The sequence below is a fragment of the Pseudomonas nunensis genome (assembly GCF_024296925.1).
Lineage (GTDB): Bacteria > Pseudomonadota > Gammaproteobacteria > Pseudomonadales > Pseudomonadaceae > Aquipseudomonas > Aquipseudomonas nunensis.
On the sequence record NZ_CP101125.1, the window covers coordinates 2,047,396 to 2,071,973 of the forward strand.

At 59.9% G+C, this 24,578-nt stretch carries 24 protein-coding genes and 1 pseudogene; 19 read left to right on the forward strand and 6 right to left on the reverse strand.

The features are described 5' to 3' along the window. Positions 1 to 297 precede the first annotated feature (297 nt). A complete protein-coding gene (locus NK667_RS09250; protein WP_082356701.1) occupies positions 298 to 807 on the forward strand; it encodes a hypothetical protein in 510 nt (169 codons plus the stop codon). Between the two features lie 329 nt (positions 808 to 1,136). Here the strand turns inward: NK667_RS09250 and NK667_RS09255 are convergent, their stop codons facing one another. Together NK667_RS09255 and NK667_RS09260 are read right to left on the reverse strand one after the other, a co-directional pair. Next, entirely contained in the window at positions 1,137 to 1,784 is a 648-nt protein-coding gene (locus NK667_RS09255) for a helix-turn-helix domain-containing protein (protein WP_054050744.1), read from the reverse strand. Continuing rightward, complete coding sequence (locus NK667_RS09260; RefSeq protein WP_177331428.1) at positions 1,781 to 1,942, reverse strand: hypothetical protein; 162 nt, start codon at positions 1,940 to 1,942, stop codon at positions 1,781 to 1,783. The genes NK667_RS09255 and NK667_RS09260 overlap by 4 nt, the downstream gene beginning before the upstream one ends. Before the next feature lie 283 nt (positions 1,943 to 2,225). Here NK667_RS09260 and NK667_RS09265 point away from each other — a divergent pair, with 283 nt between their 5' ends. The 8 genes and pseudogenes from NK667_RS09265 (at position 2,226) to NK667_RS09300 (ending at position 9,769) form a co-directional block, all read left to right on the forward strand. Further along, complete coding sequence (locus NK667_RS09265; protein WP_054614468.1) at positions 2,226 to 3,317, forward strand: AMP-binding protein; 1,092 nt, start codon at positions 2,226 to 2,228, stop codon at positions 3,315 to 3,317. Positions 3,318 to 3,326: 9 nt separating this feature from the next. Next, positions 3,327 to 4,127, forward strand: a complete 801-nt coding sequence (locus tag NK667_RS09270) for an ABC transporter ATP-binding protein (RefSeq protein ID WP_054614469.1) — start codon at positions 3,327 to 3,329, stop codon at positions 4,125 to 4,127. 2 nt (positions 4,128 to 4,129) lie between these two features. Beyond that, entirely contained in the window at positions 4,130 to 5,011 is an 882-nt protein-coding gene (locus NK667_RS09275) for a branched-chain amino acid ABC transporter permease (protein WP_054050750.1), read from the forward strand. Between the two features lie 21 nt (positions 5,012 to 5,032). Continuing rightward, positions 5,033 to 6,100 carry a branched-chain amino acid ABC transporter permease gene (locus NK667_RS09280; protein WP_054614470.1) on the forward strand — a complete coding sequence of 356 codons (1,068 nt, stop codon included), beginning with the start codon at positions 5,033 to 5,035 and terminating at the stop codon, positions 6,098 to 6,100. A 54-nt stretch (positions 6,101 to 6,154) separates the two neighbouring features. Beyond that, positions 6,155 to 7,486, forward strand: coding sequence for an ABC transporter substrate-binding protein (locus tag NK667_RS09285; RefSeq protein WP_054614471.1), 1,332 nt, complete (start codon positions 6,155 to 6,157; stop codon positions 7,484 to 7,486). A gap of 6 nt (positions 7,487 to 7,492) precedes the next feature. After that, complete coding sequence (locus NK667_RS09290) at positions 7,493 to 8,254, forward strand: ABC transporter ATP-binding protein (RefSeq protein ID WP_054614472.1); 762 nt, start codon at positions 7,493 to 7,495, stop codon at positions 8,252 to 8,254. A gap of 151 nt (positions 8,255 to 8,405) precedes the next feature. Continuing rightward, positions 8,406 to 8,591, forward strand: a pseudogene (locus NK667_RS09295) (ABC transporter permease); the annotation flags it as partial. Between the two features lie 158 nt (positions 8,592 to 8,749). Continuing rightward, positions 8,750 to 9,769: an ABC transporter substrate-binding protein gene (locus NK667_RS09300; protein WP_054614473.1), complete on the forward strand. Its 1,020-nt coding sequence runs from the start codon at positions 8,750 to 8,752 to the stop codon at positions 9,767 to 9,769. 387 nt (positions 9,770 to 10,156) lie between these two features. Here the strand turns inward: NK667_RS09300 and NK667_RS09305 are convergent, their stop codons facing one another. Further along, on the reverse strand, positions 10,157 to 11,110 hold the full coding sequence (locus NK667_RS09305; RefSeq protein ID WP_054614474.1) for an aliphatic sulfonate ABC transporter substrate-binding protein: 954 nt from the start codon (positions 11,108 to 11,110) through the stop codon (positions 10,157 to 10,159). A gap of 226 nt (positions 11,111 to 11,336) precedes the next feature. On the opposite strand from NK667_RS09305, the gene NK667_RS09310 reads away from it, so the two are divergent. Continuing rightward, positions 11,337 to 11,552 carry a TOBE domain-containing protein gene (locus NK667_RS09310; protein ID WP_034150404.1) on the forward strand — a complete coding sequence of 72 codons (216 nt, stop codon included), beginning with the start codon at positions 11,337 to 11,339 and terminating at the stop codon, positions 11,550 to 11,552. Positions 11,553 to 11,820: 268 nt separating this feature from the next. On the opposite strand, the gene NK667_RS09315 is transcribed toward NK667_RS09310, so the two are convergent. Then, the gene (locus NK667_RS09315; protein WP_054614475.1) at positions 11,821 to 12,453 is read right to left on the reverse strand and encodes a response regulator; all 633 of its coding nucleotides are present in this window, start codon (positions 12,451 to 12,453) and stop codon (positions 11,821 to 11,823) included. 39 nt (positions 12,454 to 12,492) lie between these two features. Further along, complete coding sequence (locus NK667_RS09320) at positions 12,493 to 13,848, reverse strand: cache domain-containing protein (RefSeq protein ID WP_054614476.1); 1,356 nt, start codon at positions 13,846 to 13,848, stop codon at positions 12,493 to 12,495. A 277-nt stretch (positions 13,849 to 14,125) separates the two neighbouring features. Between NK667_RS09320 and NK667_RS09325 the strand changes: the two genes are divergently transcribed. Together NK667_RS09325 and NK667_RS09330 are read left to right on the forward strand one after the other, a co-directional pair. Next, positions 14,126 to 16,183, forward strand: a complete 2,058-nt coding sequence (locus NK667_RS09325) for a carbon starvation CstA family protein (RefSeq protein WP_054614477.1) — start codon at positions 14,126 to 14,128, stop codon at positions 16,181 to 16,183. Positions 16,184 to 16,198: 15 nt separating this feature from the next. Further along, positions 16,199 to 16,396 carry a YbdD/YjiX family protein gene (locus NK667_RS09330; protein WP_054050768.1) on the forward strand — a complete coding sequence of 66 codons (198 nt, stop codon included), beginning with the start codon at positions 16,199 to 16,201 and terminating at the stop codon, positions 16,394 to 16,396. A 379-nt stretch (positions 16,397 to 16,775) separates the two neighbouring features. On the opposite strand, the gene NK667_RS09335 is transcribed toward NK667_RS09330, so the two are convergent. Next, entirely contained in the window at positions 16,776 to 17,627 is an 852-nt protein-coding gene (locus NK667_RS09335) for a LysR substrate-binding domain-containing protein (protein WP_054050770.1), read from the reverse strand. Positions 17,628 to 17,873: 246 nt separating this feature from the next. Here NK667_RS09335 and NK667_RS09340 point away from each other — a divergent pair, with 246 nt between their 5' ends. From NK667_RS09340 to NK667_RS09370, 7 genes are read left to right on the forward strand one after another with little or no spacing between them, the layout of a single operon-like run. Beyond that, positions 17,874 to 18,716: a transporter substrate-binding domain-containing protein gene (locus tag NK667_RS09340; protein WP_054614478.1), complete on the forward strand. Its 843-nt coding sequence runs from the start codon at positions 17,874 to 17,876 to the stop codon at positions 18,714 to 18,716. Between the two features lie 46 nt (positions 18,717 to 18,762). After that, positions 18,763 to 19,614, forward strand: a complete 852-nt coding sequence (locus tag NK667_RS09345) for a transporter substrate-binding domain-containing protein (protein WP_054614479.1) — start codon at positions 18,763 to 18,765, stop codon at positions 19,612 to 19,614. Then, positions 19,611 to 21,035 carry an FAD-binding oxidoreductase gene (locus tag NK667_RS09350; protein ID WP_054614480.1) on the forward strand — a complete coding sequence of 475 codons (1,425 nt, stop codon included), beginning with the start codon at positions 19,611 to 19,613 and terminating at the stop codon, positions 21,033 to 21,035. The genes NK667_RS09345 and NK667_RS09350 overlap by 4 nt, the downstream gene beginning before the upstream one ends. After that, a complete protein-coding gene (locus NK667_RS09355) occupies positions 21,032 to 22,243 on the forward strand; it encodes an aminotransferase class I/II-fold pyridoxal phosphate-dependent enzyme (protein WP_054614481.1) in 1,212 nt (403 codons plus the stop codon). The genes NK667_RS09350 and NK667_RS09355 overlap by 4 nt, the downstream gene beginning before the upstream one ends. Continuing rightward, positions 22,240 to 22,974 carry an amino acid ABC transporter permease gene (locus NK667_RS09360; RefSeq protein WP_054614482.1) on the forward strand — a complete coding sequence of 245 codons (735 nt, stop codon included), beginning with the start codon at positions 22,240 to 22,242 and terminating at the stop codon, positions 22,972 to 22,974. Before NK667_RS09355 ends, NK667_RS09360 begins: the two co-directional genes overlap by 4 nt. Continuing rightward, the gene (locus tag NK667_RS09365; RefSeq protein ID WP_054050782.1) at positions 22,964 to 23,752 is read left to right on the forward strand and encodes an amino acid ABC transporter permease; all 789 of its coding nucleotides are present in this window, start codon (positions 22,964 to 22,966) and stop codon (positions 23,750 to 23,752) included. The genes NK667_RS09360 and NK667_RS09365 overlap by 11 nt, the downstream gene beginning before the upstream one ends. Next, on the forward strand, positions 23,739 to 24,575 hold the full coding sequence (locus tag NK667_RS09370; RefSeq protein ID WP_054050784.1) for an amino acid ABC transporter ATP-binding protein: 837 nt from the start codon (positions 23,739 to 23,741) through the stop codon (positions 24,573 to 24,575). Before NK667_RS09365 ends, NK667_RS09370 begins: the two co-directional genes overlap by 14 nt. The last annotated feature ends 3 nt before the right edge of the window (positions 24,576 to 24,578 follow it).

Sequence of the window (24,578 nt, forward strand, 5' to 3'; positions counted from 1 at the left end):
GGAATAAGCGAGCGAATGAAAAAAGTTGGCGCTGGTTAGAACGAATATTTCTTTCAGTTATTTATATAGCTTCCGGTCGAATATCCATGACCGATAAAAACACGTCGCAGTACTTATCTTTTCCGTGATAGCCATCAATAAGCTGCTACAGCAGTCGCAAGTGTCCCGTGCACGACACTAAGTCGGCTCCGGCGTCCGTTTTTGCTGTTTTATCCCCCTCTTGTCGCCCGGTCGGCAATCTTTAGAATCCACTCCATCAGCTTCATCCAACTATTCAATCCTTCGGGGAACAACACCATGATGAACGCCATGCAGATGCAAATGCCGATGAACGCCAACATGCCAATGATGCCGATGATGGGCATGCCGATGATGATGGCGACCATGACCTGCGACATGATGGACGACGGCATGATGTGCAAAATGATGCCGGCTGCTGGCATGGACATGGCGATGTTCAAGAACAGCGCTGAAATGATGCAGATGATGATGAACTGCGGCATGCCGATGATGATGCATTGCGGCAACATGAGCATGATGTGCATGTCCCAGGCGGCCATGACCATGCCGATGATGAACATGATGATGCCAATGCCGATGATGGGCATGCCGATGCCATCGATGAAATGCGTCATGGAATGCACCATGATGGACGACAGCATGATGTGCAAAATCATGCCGATGGCCGGCATGAACATGGACATGATGAAAAACTGCTGCACCCTGATGATGAAAATGATGAACGACTGCAGCATGCCGATGATGATGAGCTGCAACGGCATGCCGCTGATGTGCTGCACCTGCTGATACCGGGCAGCATAAAAAAAGCCCCCGCAGGCCATCAGGCCGCGGGGGCTTTTTTATATCTGAAATCACCAAAAATCAAAATTGTAGGAGCGAAGCTTGCTCGCGAAAGCGGTCTTTCAGTCGACATCGTTGTTGTCTGACACGCCGCCTTCGCGGGCAAGCCTCGCTCCTACAGTGGATCACGGTCGTACACAAAATCTGCGCACGCAGCCGATTTCCTGTGGGAGCGGGCTTGCTCGCGAAAGCGGTCTTTCAGTCGATAGTGTTGTTGTCTGACACGACGCCTTCGCGGGCAAGCCTCGCTCCCACAGGGGACAGGGGAATGTGGTTCAGTCCAGGCGTTCGGGGTAGGTCACTACCAGATACGCGACAGCCTCACTGTCCGCCGGGTTGCGATAGCGGTGGGGCTGGTCGGCGTAGAACAGGATCGAATCGCCGGTGGAGAGAAGGTAGCGTTCATCGTTGACGCTGATTTCCAGCACGCCTTGGGACACCACCAGGTTCTCCTGGACGCCGGGGCCATGGCCCTCGGAAACGTCCTCACCCAGCGGGCTCAAGCGCAGTTCGTAAAACTCCGATTGCCGCGCCACGTCGAACGGAAACAGCGCCCGACTGACAAACGCACCACTGGCACTGACCAGGCGTTTGCTCTGGCTTGCCGACAAAACCGCCACGCCTTCAAAGGCGCGGTGCTCAAGAAACGCGGCCACCGACACTTTCAGACCCTTGGCGATTTTGCACAGGACTTTGATCGACGGCACGCTGCGCCCGGATTCGATCTGCGCCAGCATCGCCCGGCTCACGCCGCACTGGCGGGCGAGGGCGTCGAGGGACAGATGCCGCTTGCCGCGCAGGCGTTGCAGGTTCTGCGCGACACGCTCGCAGATCGGGTCTTCTTCCTGTGATTCCAGGTTATTCAAATCCACGACAGGCTCGTCGGCGCTCGCCAGAAAGCGCGAGGGTTGCTGCCCGTTCACGCGTGACGCGTCTCGGAAGTATTGGCCGCTTGCACCCATTGAAAGGCCTGCAAACCGGCGTTGCGTGCGTACATTTCCCACATGGCCCGTGCCCGTTGCTGAGCCTGTTTGCGTTTGCGGTAGCTGGCGAAGTCGATGACGTTGGCAGTCGGATTCATGGGGCACTTCACTGTGTGATGAATGACGGGATGAGCTGACAGTACGCGAATATTTTTATAACGATAAATACTGATTTTGTATTTATTAATTCTTTTTGGTTCTTATAGGGGCCGCGACAGGACGCAAGTGTTGGTGGAGCAACAGGGATTCGGCAGGCTGTGCTTCGGCGATACAAGGGGCTAAACCGGTGGTGTGGTCTAACTGATTGATAGGTCAGCATTTAGTGGCTGGCACGGAGGCTGCAATGGCTGTTTGCAGTCAGCCCCCCGAAGAGATCGCCCCATGACCCAGACACTGCCCCAGGCCTTGTTATTGCAAGCCGCCACCCGAGGTTCGGCGATTGCCCTGCGTTACAAACAGTTAGGAATCTGGCAGGTCCGGCGCTGGAGCGATGTGGCGCAGGACGTCAGCCGTCTCGCTGCGGGTTTGCAGCAACGCGGGTTCAGTCACGGCGATGACTTGCTCATTATTAGCCAGGCCAGAGCCGAAGCCTTGTTACTGGCACTGGCGGCGCAATGGCTGGGCGGCAGTGTCACGCTATTGGACCCGGACCTTGATCACCGGCATCTATTGGCCACGCTGAAACCAGCGTTTGTTCTGGCCGAAACTCTCGACGCCGTGCAGCAGGTTCGCAACGCCGATCACGCGCCTCGGGTTCTGTTGTACCTCGACGGACGTGGCCTGAATGCCGCCACCGATACCGGGTTGAGTGCGTATGCCGACTTGACGGTGGGCATCACGGCCGAGCCACCGGCCCCCGCCACGGAATCAGCGTCCACGGCGTTTGTTTTTCACCGCGTTAATGACAGCCAGTCCCAGCGCTTGAGCCACGGCCAGTTGCTGGAGGGCGCGCGCAAATTGGTCGCGCGGGAACACCTCAGCGCCAATGAAGAGGCGCTGGCCGCGCGAGTGTTCGCCGCCAGCGGCCAGGCCCGTTATCTGCTGGCTCCCTGGCTGAGCGCCGGGTTCTGCCTGAACTTTCCCGAAGCCCTGGCCACCCGCGACACCGACCGCCGCGAGCTCGGGCCGACCTTGGTGCTGGGCACCCGCGAATCCTATGCGCGCCTTGAACACTGGGCCCGGGAACGCTTGCCGTTGCCGGGCACGCTCAGTCAATACCTGTATCGCTGGGCGATGGTCCCGGATGCGCACGGTATTCGGCGCTGGCTCGGCCATTGGCTGATCCGTCGGCCCTTGCTTGATGTGTTAGGCATGAGCCGTTTGCGCGTGCCGTTGCTGGTGGGGCCGGCGCTGACCGAGGACAGCGCGGCGTTCTTCGCGGCGTTGGGGATTCGCCCCGGCCACTGGCAAGAACCGTCCACACCGCGTGAACCCGCCGAAGTTCCGGCCCACCTGATTCCTCACTCCGTCTGACGAGCCACCATGCGCGCGACTACTGAATCCATATTATTGCGGCTCGATGACATCTCCCTATCGTTCAAGGGCGTCAAAGCCATTACCTCCATCAGCTTCGCCGTGAAGACCGGGGAGATCTGCGCCCTGATTGGCCCGAATGGCGCCGGCAAAAGTTCGTTGCTGAACGTGATCAATGGCGTCTACCAGGCCCAGAGCGGCAGTGTCAGCTATGCCGGCCAGACCCGACGCCGCATGCGTCCGCATCAGGCTGCCGAGGGTGGGATTGCCCGCACCTTCCAGAACATCGCGCTGTTCAAAGGCATGAGTGTGCTCGACAACGTGCTGACCGGGCGCAACCTCAAGCGCCGCAGCAGTTGGATCGAGCAAATGTTGCGCATTGGCCGCGCCCCGCTTGAAGACGACGAGCAACGCCGCCACGCCGAAAAAGTCATCGAGTTCCTGCGCATCCATCCCTGGCGTCATGTGCTGGTGGGCAAGTTGTCTTACGGTTTGCAAAAACGCGTGGAACTGGCCCGGGCGCTGGCCGCTGAGCCGAAGTTGCTGCTGCTCGACGAGCCGATGGCCGGCATGAACGCGGAAGAGAAGGGCGAGATGAGCCAATTCATCCGCGACATCAACCGTGAGTTCGGCACCACCGTCGTGCTGATCGAACATGACATTAGCGTGGTCATGGGCCTTTCCGATCACGTAGTGGTGCTCGATTACGGCCGCAAAATCGGCGACGGCACCCCCGAGCAAGTGCGCGCCAACCCAGAAGTGATCGCGGCCTACTTGGGCACACGACGTTCCCGCGCGGAGGCTCGCTGAGCATGGAATTTTTCTTTGAAGTGCTGATCGGCGGTTTGCTGGCCGGCGTCATGTACGCCCTGGTGGCGATCGGGTTTGTGCTGATCTACAAGGCCTCCGGGGTTTTCAACTTTGCCCAGGGCGCGATGGTGCTGTTTGCCGCGCTGACTTTCGTCAGTCTGCTGGAGCGCGGCTTGCCATTCTTCTGGGCGTTTGTCGCGACGCTGGCGAGCATGGTGGTGCTGGCGTTGCTGATCGAAAAAATGGTGCTGCGGCCCCTGGTGAATCGCCCGCCGATCATCCTGTTCATGGCCACCCTCGGGCTGTCTTACATGATCGAAGGCCTGGCGCAATTCCTTTGGGGGGCGCAGGTGCATGGCCTGGAATTGGGCATCCCGGATGAGCCACTGGAAATTCGCGGGATGCTGCTTTCGCAGTTCGACCTGTTCGCCGCCGGCACCGCCGCGACCTTGGTGATTGCCTTGTCACTGCTGTTCAACAAAACCCGGGTCGGTTTGTCCTTGCGCGCAGTCGCCGATGATCCGCTCGCGTCCTTGGCCGTGGGCATTCGACTGCCACGGATCTGGGCTTTGGTGTGGGCAGTGGCGGGTTTCGTGGGACTGGTGGCGGGGCTGCTGTGGGGCGCGCGTCTGGGAGTGCAGTTCTCGTTGTCGCTGGTGGTGCTCAAGGCGTTGCCGGTGTTGATCATCGGCGGTTTTTCTTCGATTGGTGGCGCGATTGTCGGCGGCTTGATCATCGGCGCGGCGGAAAAAATCGCCGAGATATACCTCGGCCCGATCATCGGCAGCGGCATCGAAAACTGGGTGCCTTACGTCCTCGCGTTGCTGTTCCTGCTGGTGCGGCCTGCCGGGTTATTCGGCGAGCGCGCCATCGAGCGGGTCTGACTTTTTTCAAGGAATGCCTCCATGCTTTATCAAGAAGCCGGTCAACTGAACAGCACCTATGCGGCCGAGCGGCGCACGTTTCGCTTGCGCCAGGATCGCCTCGGCCTGTGGCTGCTGTTGGCGTTTGCCTTCGTCGCCGTGCCTTGGCTGGGCAATGACTATTGGTTCAGCGCGATTCTGGTGCCGCTGCTGGTGTTGTCCCTGGCGGGGCTCGGTTTGAACCTGCTGACCGGCTATGCCGGACAACTCTCGCTGGGCTCGGCGGCGTTCATGGCGGTGGGGGCGTTTGCTGCCTACAACCTGCAACTGCGCGTGCCCGGTTTGCCGTTGCTGGTGAGCTTCGCCCTCGGCGGCTTGATCGCGGCGTTGGTGGCGGTGTTGTTCGGCTTGCCGAGCCTGCGGATCAAGGGCTTTTACCTGCTGGTGGCGACCCTGGCCGCGCAGTTTGTCGTGGAATGGGTGTTGACCCGTTTCAGTTGGTTCACCAACGACAACGCCTCCGGGGTTATCACTTCGCCGCCGCTGTTGATCGCCGGGCTGGATTTCAGTTCGCCAAGGGGCCGTTACGTGCTGACCCTGGCGGTGGTGGTCGCGCTGTTCTGGCTTGGCAAAAACCTGGTCCGCAGCGAGTTGGGCCGCAACTGGATGGCGGTTCGCGACATGGACACCGCCGCTGCGGTAATCGGCATCCGCCTGTTCAAGGCCAAGCTGTTGGCGTTTGCCATCAGCGGCTTTTACCTCGGGGTTGCCGGGTCGCTGTGGGCCTTCGCTTACCTGGGCACAGTGGAACCCCACGGCTTCGACCTCAGCCGTTCATTCCAGGTGTTGTTCATCATCATTATCGGTGGCCTGGGCAGCGTGCTCGGCAACTTTCTCGGCGCCGCGTTCATCGTGCTGTTTCCGATTCTGCTGGCCAATGTCTGCGGGTTATTACCGGCGGGGCTGATCGATTCCGGCCAGTTGGAAAACATCCAGAAAATGCTGTTCGGCGCACTGATCATCGCCTTTCTGATCAAGGAACCCGAAGGCCTGGCCCGACTGTGGCAGCGCTTTCGGCAACGGGCCAGGGTCTGGCCGCTGCGTTACTGATTGCTTTCATCCCTGACAAAAAACACCATCGATCTCCCACGAGGAACTGCCTTCATGACTCACCGCACAACGCTGCGCCGCCTGGCACTGGGCCTGGCTTTACTGACTGCCGGCCTGAGTGCCGGGGTCCAGGCTGCCAACGAACAGTATTTCCCGTTGCAGAGCTATCGGGTCGGGCCTTATGCCGCTGGCGGCACCGGTTTCTTCGGCGGGTTTATCGACTACCTGCAATACATCAACGCCAAGGGTGGGGTGAATGGGGTCAAGTTGACCTGGAGCGAATGCGAAACCGAGTACGTGGTGGAGAAGGGCGTCGAGTGCTATGAACGCCTCAAGGGTGGCTTGAACGGTGCGCCGGCCGCCGCCACCAACCCGCTGTCGGTGGGCATTGCCTACGCGACTCTCGACCGCTCGACCGCCGACAAATTGCCGCTGATCACTATCAACCACGGGCGCACGGATTCCACCGACGGCAGCGTGTTCCCGTATGTGTTCCCGTTGCAGCTCAACCCGTATTCCGAAGTGTCGGCGATCATCAATTACATCGGCGAGCGTGAAGGCGGGGCGGACAAACTCAAAGGCAAGAAAATCGCCGTGCTCTACCACGGCTCTCCGTATGGCAAGGAAACCAACGGCGTGCTGGAGACACTGGCGAAAAACGCCGGTTTCGAACTGACCCTGCTGGAAGTGCCGCACCCCGGCAACGAGCAGCAATCGCAATGGCTGAACATCCGTCGCCTCAAGCCAGACTGGGTGATCCTGCGCGGTTGGGGCGTGATGAATCCGGTGGCGTTGAAGTCGGCACAAAAAGTCGGGTACCCGGCGGATCACATCATCGGCAATATCTGGAGCAACTCGGAAGAAGACGTGGTGCCGGCCGGCGCGGCGGCCAAGGGTTTCATCGCGATCACCACGCACCCGTCGGGCACCAATTTCCCGGTGCTGCAAGGCATCAAGCAAAGTGTGGTGGACGCCGGCAAAGGCAACCTGGCCGATCCGAAACGTTTCGGCACCGTGTACTACAACCTCGGCGTGGTGAACGGCATTCTCAACGTCGAAGCCGTGCGCCTGGCCCAGGAAAAGTACGGCAATAAACCGCTGACCGGTGAGCAGGTGCGCTGGGGCTTCGAACACCTGAATCTCGACGATGCGCGCTTGCAGGCCTTGGGTGCGAAGGGGCTGGTGCAGCCGCTGAAGCTGTCGTGCGCCGATCATGAAGGCGGCGGTGCGGTGCGCTTCCAGCAATGGGATGGGCAACGCTGGAACCTGATCAGTGATTGGGTCCAGGCCGACCGCGCCTTGTTGCGGCCGATCATCGAAGCTTCCGCCGCGCAGTACGCCAAGGAAAAAGGCATCACCCCGCGCAATTGCAGCCAGGAGCAATAAAGTCCGATGAGCCAGAGCCCGATAGCCGACCCGCTGCTGAGCGTGGAGCAGGTTGAAGTTTTCTACGAACAGTCGATTCTTGCCTTGCGCGGCGTCTCGTTGCAGGTCGGCAAAGGGCAGATGGTGGCGTTGCTCGGGGCCAATGGCGCCGGTAAAAGCACCACGCTGAAGGCGATTTCCAGCCTGGTGCGCGCCGAACGCGGTGAAGTGACCACAGGGCGGATTGTCTATCAAGGGCAAGAGATCACCGAGGCCGACCCTGCCAGTTTGGTGCTGGCGGGTTTGGCGCAGGTGCTTGAAGGGCGGCACTGCTTCACGCACCTGAGCGTCGAGCAGAACCTGTTGATCGGCGGCTTTGCCGGGCGACCTTCACGCAAAGTGCTGAGTCAGCGGCTGGAACGCATCTACGGTTACTTCCCGAGGTTGCGGCTGTTGCGCAAACGCCTCACGGGCTACACCTCCGGCGGCGAGCAGCAAATGGTCGCCATCGGGCGTGCGCTGATGTCCGAGCCGCGTCTGTTGCTGCTGGACGAACCGTCCATGGGGTTGGCGCCCCAGGTGGTTGAGGAGATCTTCGATATCCTCTCCCGGCTTAACCGCGAGGAAGGTTTGAGCCTGCTGGTGGCCGAACAGAACATCAACATCGCGCTGGATTACGCTCAGTACGCGTTTGTGCTGGAAAACGGCAGGGTGGTGGACGAAGGTTCAGCGGCCGAACTGGCCGCGCGGGAGGATTTGCACACTTACTACCTGGGGGCTGTGGGGTAGCCTGGTACACCGCGTTATCGTTCTTCGCGAGCAAGCCCGCTCCCACATTGTTTGGTGTTGTTCGAAAGATTTGCGGTCAACACCGTCCCCTGTGGGAGCGGGCTTGCTCGGGTAGAAACCGGGGACATCCTTTACGTTTTAAACCGGAGACATCCTTTACAGGTGCGAAATGCTTGGGGTCAGTGCGGGGCTGGGCTACTTCATCCTGGATACGCGGGATCGACTGGCCTATTCGGAACTGATGGCGATGGTGCTGCTGATCGGTGTGCTGGGCTTTGCCTTTGATGCGCTGGCCAGAGGACTGCATCGGCGTTGGGGTCACACGAGTCTGGCCTAGGTATCTTTCGAGGCTGACGGGCAGTCTTGTATATGCGTTTATTGAATAAACAAAGCTTTAAATATTCCTTTTAGTGTTGTTACGGGCAGTGCACTTTGAGCGCCTGCGCATCCGTGCGGATTTTGTTTTCCCTTTCTTGCAATGACTTTGAGGTGTTCATGGCAACTCCCTTCAAACGCTCAGCGTTGACACTATTGGCAGCCTCCCTGGCGACGGCGAGCCTGTTGCTGAGTCCCGGCGTTCAGGCCGAAGGCAAGATCAGCATCGCCCAACAATTCGGCATTGGTTATCTGATTCTGGATGTGGTGCGCGATCAGCAACTCATCGAGAAACAGGGCAAGGCGCAAGGCCTCGATATCAAGGTCGACTGGAACAGCATCTCGGGTGCCACGGCGATGAACGAGTCGCTGCTGGCCGGTGCGCTGGACGTGGTGTCGGCCGGTGTGCCGCCGATGCTTACGATCTGGGACCGCACCAAGGGCAAGCAGAACGTCAAGGCCATCGCATCGCTGGGCTCGATGCCCAATTACTTGCTGACCAACAATCCGAACGTGAAGAGCCTCAAGGACTTCACTGAAAAGGACCGCATCGCCGTTCCGGCGGCGGGTGTGGGTTTCCAGTCGCGCACGTTGCAGATCGAAACGGCGAAACAGTTTGGCCCAGAGCATTACAAGAAATTTGACGATATCTCGATCAGCCTTGCCCACCCGGATGCAACAGCGGCGCTGATTGCGGGCGGCTCGGAAATCAACGCGCACTTTTCCAGCCCGCCGTTCCAGTATCAGGAACTGCAGAATCCCAACGTGCACAAGGTGCTGAGCTCCTACGACGTACTCGGCGGCCAGGCCACGTTCAACGTCCTGTACACCACTGAAAAATTCCACGACGAAAACCCGAAGACCTACAAGGCCTTCTACGACGCGCTGGTTGAAGCCGAGAAAATCATCAAGGCCGACAAGCCCGCAGCGGCCCAGACCTACATTCGCGTAGAGCAATCGAAACTGGCCCTGCCGCTGGTTGAGAAAATCGTCTCCGACCCGGAAATCGATTTCACCGTCGTGCCACAGCGCACCTTTATCTATGCCGAGAAATTGCAGGAGTTGGGTGTGTTGAAAAACAAGGCGGCGAGCTGGAAGGATTATTTCTTTGAAGAAGCCCATGGCGGGGCGGGTAGTTGAAGCCGGGTTAGCGCTAACGTTGCCAGAAGCGGCGCGAAGGGGCCGGTACATCCGACACATCCTCTGTGCCTGGAATACCGCTTTCGCGAGCAGGCTCGCTCCCACAGTTGATCGAGGGTTAATCAGATATTTGCGTACCACCACACTCTCCTGTGGGAGCGAGCCTGCTCGCGAAGAGGCCGGTGCATCCGACACATCCTCTGTGCCTGGAGTACCGCTTTCGCGAGCAAGCCCGCTCCCACAGTTGATCGAGGGTGAATCAGATATTTGCGTAACACCACAAACCCCTGTGGGAGCGAGCCTGCTCGCGAAGGGGCCATCCCAGTCAACATCCAGGTTGACTGTTACACCTTCTTCGCGAGCAGGCTCGCTCCCACAGGGTGGGCGTTATGGCTTCCAGATGTTGACGTCTTTGGCATCCACTGCTTTAGGCAGTAACCCCTCGGCAAAAAATGCATCGGCAATTTTCTGCTGTTCGCCCAGTTGGTCAGCCTTCACCGGTTGTACCTGGTAACTGCGATGGGCGTTCGCCGCCTCGACGGTTTCCACATCCAGGTTGCCCCACAGCGGCCCGAGTACTTGTGCGGTATCGCGCGGGTTGTGTTTGATCCAGTCGCCGGCCTTGTGCAGTTGGTCGTAAACCAGTTTCAGGACTTCCGGGTGTTCCTTGGCGTAGGCATCACTGGTCAGGTAATAACGTTTGTAGCTGGCCAGCCCGGCGCCGTCTGCCAGGGTGCGGGTCGGCAGTTGGCGTTGCACGCCAGTGAGGAACGGTTCCCAGGTGACCCACGCATCGACCTTGTTGTTCTCGAAAGCCGCCCGGCCATCAGCCGGGGACAGGTACGCCGGCTCAATGTCGGAAAACTTCAAGCCAGCCTTGTTCAGCGCAGCGATCAGCAAGTAGTGGGAGCCCGCCGCTTTGGTCACCGCGATTTTCTTGCCTTTCAAATCTGCCAGTTGCTGCAATGGCGAATCCTTGCGCACCACAATCGCCTGGGCCGAAGGCGAGGGCGCTTCCTCGGCAAAGTAGGTCAATTTGGCCTGCGCGGCCTGGGCGAAAATCGGCACGGTATCGGCCACGTCGGCGCTGATATCGACGTTGCCGACATTCAACGCTTCCAGCAGCGGCAAGCCACTGGAGAACTCATGCCAGGTCACGTCGATGTTGTTTTGCGCGAGGGTCTTTTCCAGGGTGCCCTGGGTTTTCAGCAGGGTGATCAGGGTCGATGACTTCTGGTAACCGATGCGTACCGTTTCCCGGGCTTGAGCCGGCAGTGCGAAGGACAAGGCCAGTGCGACAACCAGACCGGACAGGACAGCATTCTTGAGGGGTTTTGACATGGCGAACTCGACAGTTGGCAATGGAGAAGGTGGCGAACTGTCGTGAGCATAGGGTTCTAAGAATTATTCTTTAAATAATTTTTAGATATTAGCTTAGGGGTTTTGCATATGCGATTCAGGAATAAATAAATCGTTATTTATTCCTTTTGTAATCTGCCGAAGCAGTGCATTTTGAAGGCCTGCACCTCAGTGCGGTTTCGCCCCACATCAGACAGGAAGCCTCAACATGACTATTAAAGCGATCAACGTTCGTAACCAGTTCAAAGGTGTAATCAAAGAAATCCTGGAAGGCGAAGTGGTCTCGGAAATCGACGTGCAAACTGCCTCCGGCATCGTCACCTCGGTGATCACCACCCGTTCCGTGCGCGATCTGGAATTGAAAATCGGCAGCGAAGTGATTGCGTTCGTGAAATCCACCGAAGTATCGATTGCCAAGCTCTGAAACCGAGCGAAATACCCTTTCCGTAGCAGCTGCCTACGTCGTTCGCTTGTAGCAGCTGTCGAGGCACGAGGCTGCGTTGGGGGTGTAGCAGCTGTCGAGCCTGCGAGGCTGCGTTCGGCTGCGAAGCAGTCGTGAAATCAGGCTGCGCGGTGTTTCAGGAAGACTGCATGCTCAGGTTTTACGACTGCTGCGCAGCCGAACGCAGCCTCGCAGGCTCGACAGCTGCTACGGGCGAACGGCCTCGACAGCTGCTACGGAGGGGGATGGCTTATCGGGAAATCAACCCGCGCTCAATCGCGTAGTTGAGCAGCGCCGCCGGTTTGTCGATGTTGAGTTTGCGGCGAATGCTCAGGCGATGGGTTTCCACGGTGCGCACACTGATATCCAGTTCGCGGGCCATTTCCTTGTTGTTCATGCCCAACACCATTTTGCACAGCACCTCGCTTTCACGCGGGGTGAGCTCGTTGTCGGCAGGGCGCTCGGCCGCCAGTTTCTGGGCGATTTCCGCGCTATAGAACGTGCCGCCACTGGCAATCGCTTCGATCGCGGCGATGATTTCGCGCGAAGGCGAGTTCTTCAGCACATAGCCGCTGGCGCCCGAGCGTACCGACTCGCTCACGTACTCGTTGTTGTCGTACATGCTCAGGATCAGGATCTTGATCTCCGGGTGCTCGCGGCGCAGTTGCCGGGTCAGCTCCAGGCCATTCATGTCCTTGAGACCAATATCCACCAGCAGCAAATCCGGCTGGGTCTCGCGGACCATTTCAATCGCGCTCGCGCCACTGTCGGCTTCACCGACGATGGCGAGAAAATCCACCACCGTCAGCAACGCACGGATGCCGTCACGCACCAGTGAATGATCATCGACCAAAGCGACGCGGATCGGGAAGGGCAGGCTCATCAATGCAGCTCTCTTATTGTTGTGTGAGGATGATCGGCTTCAAGCGGCCGTCATGCTCATCGGGATAAGGACGTTCAGTTCACTTCGGCCCGGCGTTGAATGCAGATCGAGTCGGCCACCGAAGTGCTCGACTCGTTCACGGATATTGCGCAAGCCAATCCCGGCGTTCAGGCGATCGACGCGGTTGACGTTAAAGCCGACGCCGTTATCCACGACAACCAGTCGCAACGCCTCTCTGGAACCCTGCAACGTGATCGACACCGAGCTGGCCTGGGCGTGCCGTTCAATGTTGGTCAGGCCTTCCTGGGCGATGCGGAACACGGCCACGGCGGCGCCGTCCACCAGATCACAGTCGAACAGGTCGCTTTCGTAGTTCACCTGCAAGCCACTGCGCTGCTGGAATTCGGCGGCCAGTTGGCCGATGGCGGCGGGCAGGCCGAGGGTGTCGAGCAACGATGAACGCAAGTCATGGGAAATGCTGCGCACCTCGCCGATGGCACTGCCCAGACGCTCCGTGGCTTCGCGCAAAATACTCAGGCCATTGTCGCGACCGGCCTCGATCAGATGGCTGGCCAATTCGAACTGAAATTTGATCGACACCAGCAATTGGCTGATGCCGTCATGCAGTTCCCGGGAAACCCGCGAGCGCTCCTCTTCCTGCAAGCTGACGATGCGCTGGTTGAGGCGCTGGAGTTTTTTGTCGGCCAGGCGATGTTCGCTGACGTTCAATGTCATGCCGCTGACGAACACCAGCAGCACCGCAATCAGTGCGACCGCGGCAATCGCCAGCATGGTGCCGTGGATGCCATTGGCAACTTCATCCCGGGCTTGTTGCGTAGCCTGCTCGACGTCTTCGAGGTAGATGCCAGTGCCGAGCATCCAGCCCCAACGGTCGAGCATCACTACGTAGGCGAGTTTGTCGGTGACCGCGCCGGTCGATGGTTTTTTCCAGGCGTAGCGTTGGAAACCGGCGCCGGATTCGGCGCTTTTCAGCAGGGCTTGAATCACTGGCAGACCGTGCGGGTCGGTCATGTTCCACAGGTATTTGCCCACCAGGTCCGATTGCCGTGCATGCATCAGGCTGCGGCCCTGGCGGTCGTAGACGAAGAAATAACCGTCGATACCGAAGCTCAGTTTGCGCAACTCTTCGAGCACTCGCTGCTGCGCGACTTCGTCACCCTTGCCTTCGGCATACAGCGGCTCGATCAGGCTCTTGGCCATTTCTACGTAGTTTTTCAGTTCCGCGCGTTTGCTGGCGAGGATGCTGTCCTCGATCAACTGCGCCTGCTGCTCGCCGAGCTGGCGATTCTGGAACATGACCAGGGCGCAAATCACTGCAATCGCCAGGATCAGCGGCAGGATGCCCAGGGCAACGATTTTGTGTTTGAGCTGCATATCTACTCCTGTCCAGACCGGGCGACGGTGCGGCAGGGCCGTTGGTGGGTGGCGTGGTTGGCGCATCATAGGCCAAAAAGATCTTCACTTCCCCAGCGTAAAGCGCCGTCGGACTAATGGATAAATCCGCTCTGCGTAGTACTACGTAGAAGAGCCTTACGTAGTACTGCGGATTTCACTGATGGCGACATGCGCGGATATTAGGCACGCTCGCATAACGGGCACCATTATAAAAATTATCGCCGCGGCCTATCGGACTGCCGGCAGGAGACACGCAATGACCCGTCTGGTTAAACACCTCGCCTGGTTTGTCGTGGCTGTCATTGGAGCGATTGCGCTGAGTGTCGTGGCCTTGCGCCGCGGCGAAGCGATCAACGCCCTCTGGATCGTCGTCGCCGCCACCGCCATCTACCATGTTGCCTACCGCTACTACAGCCTGTTCATCGCCACCCGGGTGATGCAACTCGACCCCAATCGAGCCACTCCCGCAGTTCTCAACAATGATGGCCTGGACTACGTCCCGACCAACAAACACATCCTTTTCGGTCACCACTTCGCGGCCATTGCTGGCGCGGGGCCTTTGGTCGGGCCGGTATTGGCGGCGCAAATGGGCTATTTGCCCGGCACGCTGTGGCTGATCGCCGGTGTAGTGTTTGCCGGTGCGGTGCAGGACTTCATGGTCCTGTTCCTGTCCACACGCCGTAACGGTCGCTCTCTGGGCGATATGGTCCGTGAAGAAATGGGCCGCATCCCCGGCACCATCGCGCTGTTTGGCTGCTTCCTGATCATGATCATCATCCTTGCGGTGCTGGCGCTGATCGTGGTGAAAGCCCTGGCCGATAGCCCGTGGGGCATGTTCACCGTGATGGCGACCATCCCGATCGCGATGTTCATGGGCATCTACATGCGCTACATCCGCCCGGGTCGCATTGGTGAGATCTCGGTGATCGGCGTGGCGTTGCTGCTCGGTTCGATCTTCGTCGGCGGGCAGATTGCTGCTGATCCAGCCTGGGCCAAGGTCTTCAGTTTCACCGGTGTGCAAATCACCTGGATGCTGATCGGCTACGGTTTTGTCGCGGCGGTGTTGCCGGTGTGGCTGATCCTGGCGCCGCGTGACTACCTGTCGACCTTCCTGAAAATCGGCACCATCCTGGCGCTGGCCGTCGGGATACTGGTGACCATGCCCGAGCTGAAAATGCCGGCGCTGACCCAATTCATCGACGGCACCGGGCCGGTGTGGAAGGGCGGTCTGTTCCCGTTCCTGTTCATCACCATCGCCTGTGGCGCGGTCTCGGGTTTCCACGCGCTGATCGCTTCCGGCACCACGCCGAAACTGCTCGCCAGCGAAGGCCATGCCCGTTACATCGGTTACGGCGGTATGTTGATGGAATCCTTCGTCGCGATCATGGCGATGGTTGCTGCCTCGGTGATCGAGCCGGGCGTGTACTTCGCCATGAACAGCCCGGCCGCTGTGGTCGGTGGTGACGTGATCCAGGTTGCGCAAACCGTCAGCAGCTGGGGTTTTGCGATTACTCCAGAAGCGCTGCAAGCCGTCGCCCATGACATCGGTGAAACCACCGTGCTGGCTCGCGCCGGCGGTGCACCGACCCTGGCCGTAGGTATCGCGCAGATCCTGCACAGCGTGCTGCCGGGTGAAAACACCATGGCGTTCTGGTACCACTTTGCGATCCTGTTTGAAGCGCTGTTTATCCTGACCGCTGTCGATGCTGGCACCCGTGCCGGACGTTTCATGCTCCAGGATTTGCTTGGCTCCTTCGTTCCGGCGCTGAAACGCACCGAGTCCTGGACTGCCAACCTGATCGCCACCGCCGGTTGTGTGGCGATGTGGGGTTACTTGCTCTATCAAGGCGTGATCGATCCGCTCGGCGGGATCAACACCTTGTGGCCGCTGTTCGGCATCTCCAACCAGATGCTCGCCGGCATCGCGCTGATGCTTGCCACGGTTGTGCTGATCAAAATGAAACGCCAACGCTACATCTGGGTGACCTTGTTGCCCGCCGCGTGGTTGCTTATCTGCACCACGACTGCGGGCTTCATCAAGCTGTTCGACGCGAATCCGGCGATTGGTTTCCTGGCCCTGGCCAAGAAATACAGCGACGCATTGGCCAACGGCCAGATCCTCGCGCCGGCCAAGGACATTAACCAGATGCAGCATGTGATCTACAACGCGTACACCAATGCAACGCTGACCGCGCTGTTCCTGTTCGTGGTGTTCAGCATCCTGTTCTATGCGCTCAAGGTCGGTATCTCCGCCTGGGGCACCAAAGAACGTACGGATAAAGAATCGCCATTCCAGGCTGTGCCGGACGTGTGATCGAGGATTGCCACGATGTTCAATGACCTGAGTCGCCTCGGTAAATACCTCGGTCAGGCCGCACGCCTGATGGTCGGCATGCCCGACTACGACAACTACGTCGAGCATATGCAAACCAAACACCCGGACAAACCGGTGATGGACTACGAGATGTTCTTTCGGGAGCGTCAGGAAGCACGTTACGGGAGCAAGGCCGGGCCGAAGTGTTGTTAAGCCGATAGCCCGGTAGATGCAATTCCCCCTGTGGGAGCGGGCTTGCTCGCGAAGGCGGTGTGTCAGTCAGCATTTTTATCGACTGACACACCGCCTTCGCGAGCAAGCCCGCTCCCACAGTGGTTTCTGGTCGTTCACAAATGCCCGGTTCAACCCGATCAAATGTGGGAGCGAGCCTGCTCGCGAAGGCAATCTGTCAGTCGATATCTTTGTTGGCTGACACTCCGCTTTCGCGAGCAGGCTCGCTCCCACATTTGGTTTGTGTTGTTAGTGCCCAAACACCCGGATAACCCTCTGTAGGAGCCAGGCTTGCCGGCGAAGGCGTACTCAAGAACGCCTTCGCCGGCAAGCCTGGCTCCTACATATGCGTTTTGGGGTGTCAGTGGCCCTGATTGCTTTTGATTAGATCGTAGGCCCTGCGCACCAGCGGGTTCACGGTGTTCGGCCGGATCCACAGGTGATACGTCACATCCGGCAGCCGCGGTAACCCATCGTTTTCCCCCAGCACCCGCATGTCCGGCCCGAGCATTTCCATGCTTCTCGGGGTCACGCCCAACCCTGCGCGGGTCGCGGCTTTGATGCCGATCAGGTTTGACGCCAGATACGCCTGACGCCAGGGAATGTTCGCGCGTTCCAGGGCTTCCAGCGCATAACGCCGATAGATGCTCGGCTCATCCACCAGGATCAGCGGCAACGGTTCGCCAGGGTTGTGGATGTACTGCGCCGAACAGATCCACCACACCGGCGAGGTGCGCAAGGCGAAGCCTTCGAGATTGGGATCGGCGCGGGTGGAGATCACCATATCGACTTTGCCACGGTGCAGGTCATCCATCAAAAACGGACTGCGCCCGACATCGATCTCCAGGCGCAAGCGCGGTGCCGAGCGCGCAATGTGGCTGAGCATCGGCGGCAGGATGGTGTCGGCAATATCGTGAGGCGAGCCGATGCGCAACACGCCGCTCAAGCTGCTTTCGCGCAGGGAATTCAGCGCATCGTCATTCAAGGAAAGCATCTGCCGCGCATGCCGCAGCAACTGCTGGCCGGCTTCGGTGAGCTGTTTCTGTCGCCCACGTTTCTCGAACAGACTCACGCCAACCTGCTGCTCCAGGCGTTGCATATGCTGGGTGACGGACGATTGCGTGCGGTCCAGTTGCGCGCCGGCTTCGGCGAAGCTGTGGTGATCGACCACGGCGATAAAGGTGCGCAGTAATTCGAGATCAAGGGTCGACATGGCGGCTGCTTTTTATATCAAGGGTGCAAACCTAAACATTACATATTTTTATGTGTTTGTTGATGGGTATTTTTCGCAAAGACCGTGAGCCCCAATAAATACGGCGATATAAGCGTTTTGCTCAAAAAGGAAATACTGCGAGTTATAACGATATTAGATATTTGTATTTCCGTTACCTGGGCGCTGTACCCAGGATGCCCACTCAATCAGGTCGGGGAACGCCGATCATCCATGAGGGGGAAATCCATGTTGCTCGAGCGCTCACCCGTAAAACGATTATTGCCTGTGATGCTGGGCGCCCTGATCTCCTTGTCCGGCATCACCGCCGCGCAAGCCGATGCGACCCTGGACAAGATCCAGGAACGCCACGTGTTGGTGGTCGGCGTGCTGCTGTCCGGCGGCCCATTCGGCGGGATCGATCCCACTAGCCAGAAACCTCGTGGCTTGAACGTTGACCTCGCCAACGAACTGGGCCGGCAACTCGGCGCCGAAGTGCAACTGGTGCCGGTGCTGCCCGCCAACCGCGTGCAATTCCTGCAGCAGGGCAAAGTCGATTTGCTGATCGCCAACATGGAATGGACCGCCGAACGCGGTGAGATCCTCGGCTTTGTGCCAACGCCGTTCTATCGCGTTGGCGGCACTGCAGCCGTCCTCAAGGACAGCAAGATCACCCGTTGGGAAGACCTGAAGAATCAACCGGTCTGCACTTCCCAGGGCAGCAGCTACGTCAAGCCGCTGACCGAGTTGGGCGCCGAAATCAAAGCGTTCAAGAGCTCGTCGGAATCCTTGCTGGCCCTGCGCGGCAACAACTGCGTCGCCGCCGTGCACGACGCCACGCTGATCAACCCGCTGATCGCCGACACCTCCGAATGGCAGGGCTATCGCGCGATCTCCCCGGAACTCAACCCGGCGCCGTCGGTGATCTGGACCCGTCGTGGCGAGAGCGACACCCAGGCCAAACTCGACCCGATCATCAAAGAGCTGCACCGCAGCGGCTGGTTGATCGAGGCCCAGACCCGCAACCACATCACCCCGGCGTCCCCGGCGCTGGTCGAGTTGCAGAAACAGTTCCAGGCCAACGGTGCCTGAGTCCGGCTCCTGGTTTTCAACCGATCAACGCTCAAGGTAGCCGTGCATGAAGCCACTTTTTTCCGCCAGAACCCTGACCACCCTGTGCCTGGCCGGATGCGCCGCACTGGCCGCCAGCCTCGCTCAGGCTGACGCCACCCTGGACAAAATCCAGCAGCGCCACGCCATCAGCGTCGGGGTGATTCTCAGCGGTCCGCCGTTCGGCACCATCGACCCGAAGAGCGGCGAACACCAGGGCTACAACGTCGAACTGGCCAAGGGCATCGGCAAGGTTCTGGGGGTCGAGGCCAACACTGTTTCAGTGCTGGCGCCGAACCGCGTGCAGTTCCTGCAACAGGGCAAGGTCGACATCCTGATCGCCAACATGCAGTACACCGACGAGCGCGCCGAGATTCTCGACTACGTGCCCACGCCTTATGAAGAAGTCGGCGGCGCCGCACTGATTCGCAAAGGTGCGGGCATCACTCAGTGGGCCGACCTGAAGGGCAAACCGGTGTGCGTGTCCCAGGGCAGCAACTTCATCAAACCGTTGCAGGAAACCTACGGCGCCGAGATCAAGGCATTTCGCAGTCAGTCCGAGTCGCTGCTGTCCCTGCGCGGCAATGGCTGCGTGGCGGCGGTGCATGTCAGCCCGACCATGCATGCGTTGCTGAGCGATGCCGAGTGGGCCGGTTATGAAATCCCGCTGCCGGGGGATTTGATCCCGTCGAACTCGGTGATCTGGATTCGCAAGGGTGAGCACGATACCCAAGCCAGACTGGATGCCATCGTCCGCGACTGGCACCGCAGCGGCTGGCTGATCGCGTTGGGCGAACGCACCGGCATGGCGCCGTCCCAGGCTTTGCGTGACTTGCATGAGCAGTATCGCAACGCGGCGCCATTGGCGGTTCAACCATGAGCCAAGGGTTGTTCGCGACATTGCAGCAACTGCTCGGCGCCAGCCATGTGCAAAGTGGCGAAGAGGCTGCGCCGTACCTGACGGACAAGCAGGGGCGCTACGTCGGGCAAGTGATCGCCGCCGTGCACCCGGCCAACACCGAAGAAGTCGCAGCGGTGGTCCGCGCTTGCGTGACGAATGACACACCGATCGTGGTGCAGGGCGGCAACACCGGTTTGATGGGCGGCGCGACCCCGGACGCCAGTGGCCGCGCCGTGTTGCTGTTGCTCGATCGCCTGAACCGCGTGCGCAATGTGGACACCGACAACGACACCCTCACCGTCGAGGCCGGCTGCGTCCTGCAAACCGTACAGGACGTGGCGCGCAACGCCGGACGCCTGTTTCCCCTGAGTCTCGGTGCCGAAGGCAGTTGCACGATTGGTGGCAACCTCGGCACCAACGCTGGCGGCACGGCGGTGTTGCGCTATGGCAACACCCGCGAACTCACCCTCGGCCTGGAGGTAGTCACCGCACAAGGCGAAATCTGGAATGGCCTGCGCGGTTTGCGCAAGGACAACACCGGCTACGACCTGCGCGACCTGTTTATCGGCAGCGAAGGCACGCTCGGCATTATCACCGCTGCGACCCTGAAACTGTTTCCGCTGCCCAAGGCTCAGGCCACGGCGTTGTTGGCGTTCGATTCGCTGGCTCAAGCCGTTAAATTCCTGTCTCACGCCCGTGCCGGTTTCGGCGCCAGCCTGACCGCATTCGAATTGCTCAGCGCCGATTGCCTGGCGTTGCTGCGCGAACAATTTCCCCAAGGCCCGCAACCGTTTCTCGGCGCGGCGCAGCCGTGGTTTGCGCTGCTGGAACTCTCCGATAACCACAGCGAAAGCCATGCCCGCGAAGCCTTTGAAATGGTGCTGGGCGATGCCTTTGAAGAGGAGTTGCTGGCCAACGCGTTGATCGCCGAAAGCCTGGCTCAGAGCGAAGGTTTGTGGCTGCTGCGGGAAAACATGAGCGAGGCGCAGAAGCGTGCCGGGCGCAACATGAAGCACGACATCTCGGTGCCGATTTCCCAGGTCGTGGCGTTTGTCGCGCACACCGATGCGCTGCTGCAACAGCACTTTCCTGGCGTGCGGCATTTCACCTTCGGTCATTTGGGCGACGGCAACCTGCATTACAACGTCGCGCACCCGCTGGATTCGACGGTCGAGGCGCACATGGCGAATTACGCGGCGCTCAGCGAACTGGTGCACGACAGCGCCCACGCCCACGGCGGTTCGATCAGCGCCGAACATGGCATCGGCCAGCGCAAGGTCGGCTTGCTGGATCGCTACAAAAGTCCGGTGGAACTGGACCTGATGCGCCGCATCAAGCACGCGCTGGACCCGAAAAACCTGCTCAATCCGGGCAAAGTCGTGGAGGTGGCCAAGCCATGAGTGTTCGCCTGTCTAAACGCGTGCAGCGCGTCTCGCTGTCGGCCAACGCCGCCGCCAAATCCCAGGCCACGGCGTTGCGCGAGACCGGTCGCGACATCCTTGACCTGACCACCGGCGAGCCGGATTTCGACACCCCGGATCACATCAAGCAAGCCGCGTATGCCGCCATTGCCGCTGGCGCCACGAAGTACACGCCGACGCCGGGAGTGAAAGCGTTAAGACTTGCCGTACAACGCAAACTCCAGCGCGAAAACCGGCTGGAATATCCGCTGGAATCCATCGTGATTGCCAACGGTGCGAAACAGATCATCTTCAACGCCTTCGCCGCGACCCTCGATGAGGGCGATGAAGTGCTGGTGCCGACGCCGTACTGGCCGTCGTTCCCGGACAGCGTGCGCATCAATGGCGGCGAGCCGGTGTTTATCGAGTGCGGACTGGTCCAGGGTTGCAAGCTGACGCCGCAACAGTTGGAGCAGCACATCGGCGAACGCACGCGATGGCTGATCCTCAACGGTCCAGGCAACCCGAGTGGCGCGGTGTACAGCGCCGCCGAGTTGCAGGCATTGGCCGAAGTGCTGCGGCGCCATCCGCACGTGTTGATCTTGCTGGATGAGCTTTACGAACATATTCGTTTTGACGGTCAGCAACCGTTGAGTTTGCTGAACGTTGCGCCTGATCTGCAGCCGCGTTGCCTGTTGGTGGGCGGTGTGTCCAAGACCTACGCCATGACCGGTTGGCGCATCGGTTTCGGTGCCGGACCGCAAGTGCTGACCAGTGCGATGGCTGTTGTGCAATCGCAATCGACGTCGGGCGCCTCTTCGGTCGGACAGGCTGCGGCGCTGGCCGCTTTCGACGGCGGACTGGATTTCCTGCCGGCGCAGGTCGCGGCCTATCAGCAGCGTCGGGACCTGTTGGTCACGGCGTTAAAAGCCGTAAACGGTTTGGAAGTGCTCGAACCCAAGGGCGGTTTCTTCGTGTTCGTCCGCTGCGAAGGCTTGCTGGGACGTTATCGCCCGAACGGCGCGCACCTCGACAGTGACGCCGATGTTGTCGCGTATTTGCTGGAGGAGGGCGTCGCTGGCGTGGCGGGCAGTGCGTATGGCTTGTCGCCGTGGTTTCGCCTGTCCATTGCCACCGCGACTGACAGCGTTGCCGAAGCCGGCCGCCGCATCGCCCACGCCTGCGGGCAATTGCGAGGCGCAGCATGAGTCATCTGTTGGAGCTGTTCGTCCACTGGACCGCCGGGTTTGGTCTCAACTACAACTTCCTGCTGGATGCCTATCAACGCGGCACTCTGGAACAAGGCGCGCTGACCACCGCGTTGCTGTGCCTGTTCACCATCGTCGGCAGTCTGCTGGCGGGTGTCGGGTTGGCGGCGATGTTGACCTCGGGCAAGCCGTGGCTGGCCAAACCGGCGCGGGTGTTCATCGAAGTCACCCGTAACACGCCGACGCTGGTGCAACTGTATTGCGCATTCCTGGTGTTGAACATGCTGTTGACCCAGGCCGTCGGCGCGGCGAATCCACTGACGCCGTTTGCCTGGGTGGTGATCGTGATCTCGCTGCACAAAGGCGCGTTCCACGCCGAAGCCTTGCGCGCCGGGATCGAAGCCGTACCAGCCGTGACCCTGGAAGCCGCCAGTTCCCTGGCCTTCAGCAGCCGCCAGTTGCTGTGGAATGTGCAACTGCCGCTGGCCCTGCGTTTTGCCTTGCCGTCGCTGATCAACAACCTGATCGACTTGGTGAAAATGACCGCCGTGGCCTCGGCGATTGCCGTGGGCGACATCACCTATGCGGCGATCATGATCTGGACCCAGAGCGATAACGTGCTGGAGCTGATGATCCTGATCCTGAGCTTTTTCGGCCTGCTGAGTTTTATCGTCAATTGTGTGGGGCGCCTGCTCGAAGCGCGCCTGAGGATGCCCGGCTATGGCCATTGAATCGTCCGTCAGCGCACCGCTGGCCTGGCCGCGCCGGCATGTCGGCAAGTTACTGTTGTTGGCTGGCGCGGTGCTGTTCCTGCTGTATTTCGCGCCGCAAAGTCCGGTGTTCAAGGCCTTGCTGCAATGGTCGCCGGCTCTCGCGGTCGGCTTTGGTCAGAACATTCTGATCAGCCTGGTGGCAATTGGTTTGGGCTCGGTGCTCGGATTGCTGGTGGGGGCGTTGGCCGTGTCGCCGCTGCGCCTGTTGCGCTTGCCGGCGCAGATCTGGGTGCAGATTTTCCGCAACGCGCCGTGGCTGGTGCTGATCTATTTCACCACCTACGTGTTCCCGTTCGAGATCAAACTCGGCAGCACCTATGTCTCGTTTCCGGACTGGGTCAAGGTCACCATCGGCCTGGCCTTGCCGGCGAGTGCCAACGTCGCGGAAATCTTCCGGGGCGCCATCGCCTCGATCCCCAGCACCCAATGGGAAGCCGCGCGTTCCCTGGCGTTTACCCGTGGGCAGATTTTCCGTTCGATCATCCTGCCGCAGTGCTTCAAACGCATGTTGCCGCCGTGGATGAACCTCTACGCGGTAATCACCATGGGCACCGCGCTGGCTTCGCTGGTGGGCGTGCATGACGTGATCGACACCGCGCAGATCGCCAGCAACACCGTGAACATGACCGGTTTCACCGTGGTGATTTACCTGAGCCTGCTGGTGCTGTTCTTTGCCTATTGCTACCCGATTTCCCGACTGACCCAACGCCTGGAGCGACGTTATGCCTTCTATTGAAACCGTCGCCGAGCCCTTGGTCAGCCTGCGCGACCTGCACCTTTCGTTCGGCGCCAACCCGGTGCTCAAGGGCATCGACCTTGACGTGCATCGCGGCCAGGCCGTGTCGATCATCGGCCCGTCGGGCTCCGGCAAGTCGACGATCCTGCGCTGCATCACCGGCCTGTTGCAGCCCCAGCGCGGCAGCATCCGCGTCGGCAGCACCGAAGTGCACACGTTGGCCAAGGAAGCCCAGCGCATCGAATTGCGCAAACGCGTGGGTTTTGTATTCCAGCAGTACAACCTGTTCCCGCATTTGTCGGTGCTGGAAAACCTGGTGATCGCCCCGCGCAAAGTGTTGGGCCGTAGCCGCGCCGAGGCCGAGAAAGAGGCCCGGGCGCTGCTGGCCAAAGTGCGCATGGAACACAAGGCCGATGCCTATCCGGGCCAGCTGTCCGGCGGCCAGCAGCAACGTGTGGCGATTGCCCGCGCACTCGCCATGCGCCCGGAACTGATTCTGTTTGATGAGGTGACTTCGGCCCTCGACCCGGAAACCGTCGGCGAAGTGCTGACGGTGATTCGCGAGCTGACTGAAGAGGGAATGACCTGCGTGCTGGTGACCCACGAAATGCGTTTCGCCGAGGAAATCAGCGACATCGTCTACTTCACCGAAAACGGCGTGATCGTCGAACACGGCAGCGCCGCACAAATCTTTCAGCACCCGAGCAGCGAGCGCACCCAGGAATTCCTGCGCCATGCCTTAGGTGATCCGGGTCGTCGCCCGGCGAATTCCAATGATCCGTACCTGTTGACCAACCTGAGCCGCTACAGCCTGTCTGTGTAACGA

Coding starts and splice junctions, on each gene's coding strand:
- NK667_RS09250 (WP_082356701.1), top strand. CDS start 298: ATGATGAACGCCATGCAGATGCAAATGCCGATGAACGCCAACATGCCA.
- NK667_RS09260 (WP_177331428.1), bottom strand. CDS start 1,942: ATGAATCCGACTGCCAACGTCATCGACTTCGCCAGCTACCGCAAACGC.
- NK667_RS09265 (WP_054614468.1), top strand. CDS start 2,226: ATGACCCAGACACTGCCCCAGGCCTTGTTATTGCAAGCCGCCACCCGA.
- NK667_RS09270 (WP_054614469.1), top strand. CDS start 3,327: ATGCGCGCGACTACTGAATCCATATTATTGCGGCTCGATGACATCTCC.
- NK667_RS09275 (WP_054050750.1), top strand. CDS start 4,130: ATGGAATTTTTCTTTGAAGTGCTGATCGGCGGTTTGCTGGCCGGCGTC.
- NK667_RS09280 (WP_054614470.1), top strand. CDS start 5,033: ATGCTTTATCAAGAAGCCGGTCAACTGAACAGCACCTATGCGGCCGAG.
- NK667_RS09285 (WP_054614471.1), top strand. CDS start 6,155: ATGACTCACCGCACAACGCTGCGCCGCCTGGCACTGGGCCTGGCTTTA.
- NK667_RS09290 (WP_054614472.1), top strand. CDS start 7,493: ATGAGCCAGAGCCCGATAGCCGACCCGCTGCTGAGCGTGGAGCAGGTT.
- NK667_RS09300 (WP_054614473.1), top strand. CDS start 8,750: ATGGCAACTCCCTTCAAACGCTCAGCGTTGACACTATTGGCAGCCTCC.
- NK667_RS09305 (WP_054614474.1), bottom strand. CDS start 11,110: ATGTCAAAACCCCTCAAGAATGCTGTCCTGTCCGGTCTGGTTGTCGCA.
- NK667_RS09310 (WP_034150404.1), top strand. CDS start 11,337: ATGACTATTAAAGCGATCAACGTTCGTAACCAGTTCAAAGGTGTAATC.
- NK667_RS09315 (WP_054614475.1), bottom strand. CDS start 12,453: ATGAGCCTGCCCTTCCCGATCCGCGTCGCTTTGGTCGATGATCATTCA.
- NK667_RS09320 (WP_054614476.1), bottom strand. CDS start 13,848: ATGCAGCTCAAACACAAAATCGTTGCCCTGGGCATCCTGCCGCTGATC.
- NK667_RS09325 (WP_054614477.1), top strand. CDS start 14,126: ATGACCCGTCTGGTTAAACACCTCGCCTGGTTTGTCGTGGCTGTCATT.
- NK667_RS09330 (WP_054050768.1), top strand. CDS start 16,199: ATGTTCAATGACCTGAGTCGCCTCGGTAAATACCTCGGTCAGGCCGCA.
- NK667_RS09335 (WP_054050770.1), bottom strand. CDS start 17,627: ATGTCGACCCTTGATCTCGAATTACTGCGCACCTTTATCGCCGTGGTC.
- NK667_RS09340 (WP_054614478.1), top strand. CDS start 17,874: ATGTTGCTCGAGCGCTCACCCGTAAAACGATTATTGCCTGTGATGCTG.
- NK667_RS09345 (WP_054614479.1), top strand. CDS start 18,763: ATGAAGCCACTTTTTTCCGCCAGAACCCTGACCACCCTGTGCCTGGCC.
- NK667_RS09350 (WP_054614480.1), top strand. CDS start 19,611: ATGAGCCAAGGGTTGTTCGCGACATTGCAGCAACTGCTCGGCGCCAGC.
- NK667_RS09355 (WP_054614481.1), top strand. CDS start 21,032: ATGAGTGTTCGCCTGTCTAAACGCGTGCAGCGCGTCTCGCTGTCGGCC.
- NK667_RS09360 (WP_054614482.1), top strand. CDS start 22,240: ATGAGTCATCTGTTGGAGCTGTTCGTCCACTGGACCGCCGGGTTTGGT.
- NK667_RS09365 (WP_054050782.1), top strand. CDS start 22,964: ATGGCCATTGAATCGTCCGTCAGCGCACCGCTGGCCTGGCCGCGCCGG.
- NK667_RS09370 (WP_054050784.1), top strand. CDS start 23,739: ATGCCTTCTATTGAAACCGTCGCCGAGCCCTTGGTCAGCCTGCGCGAC.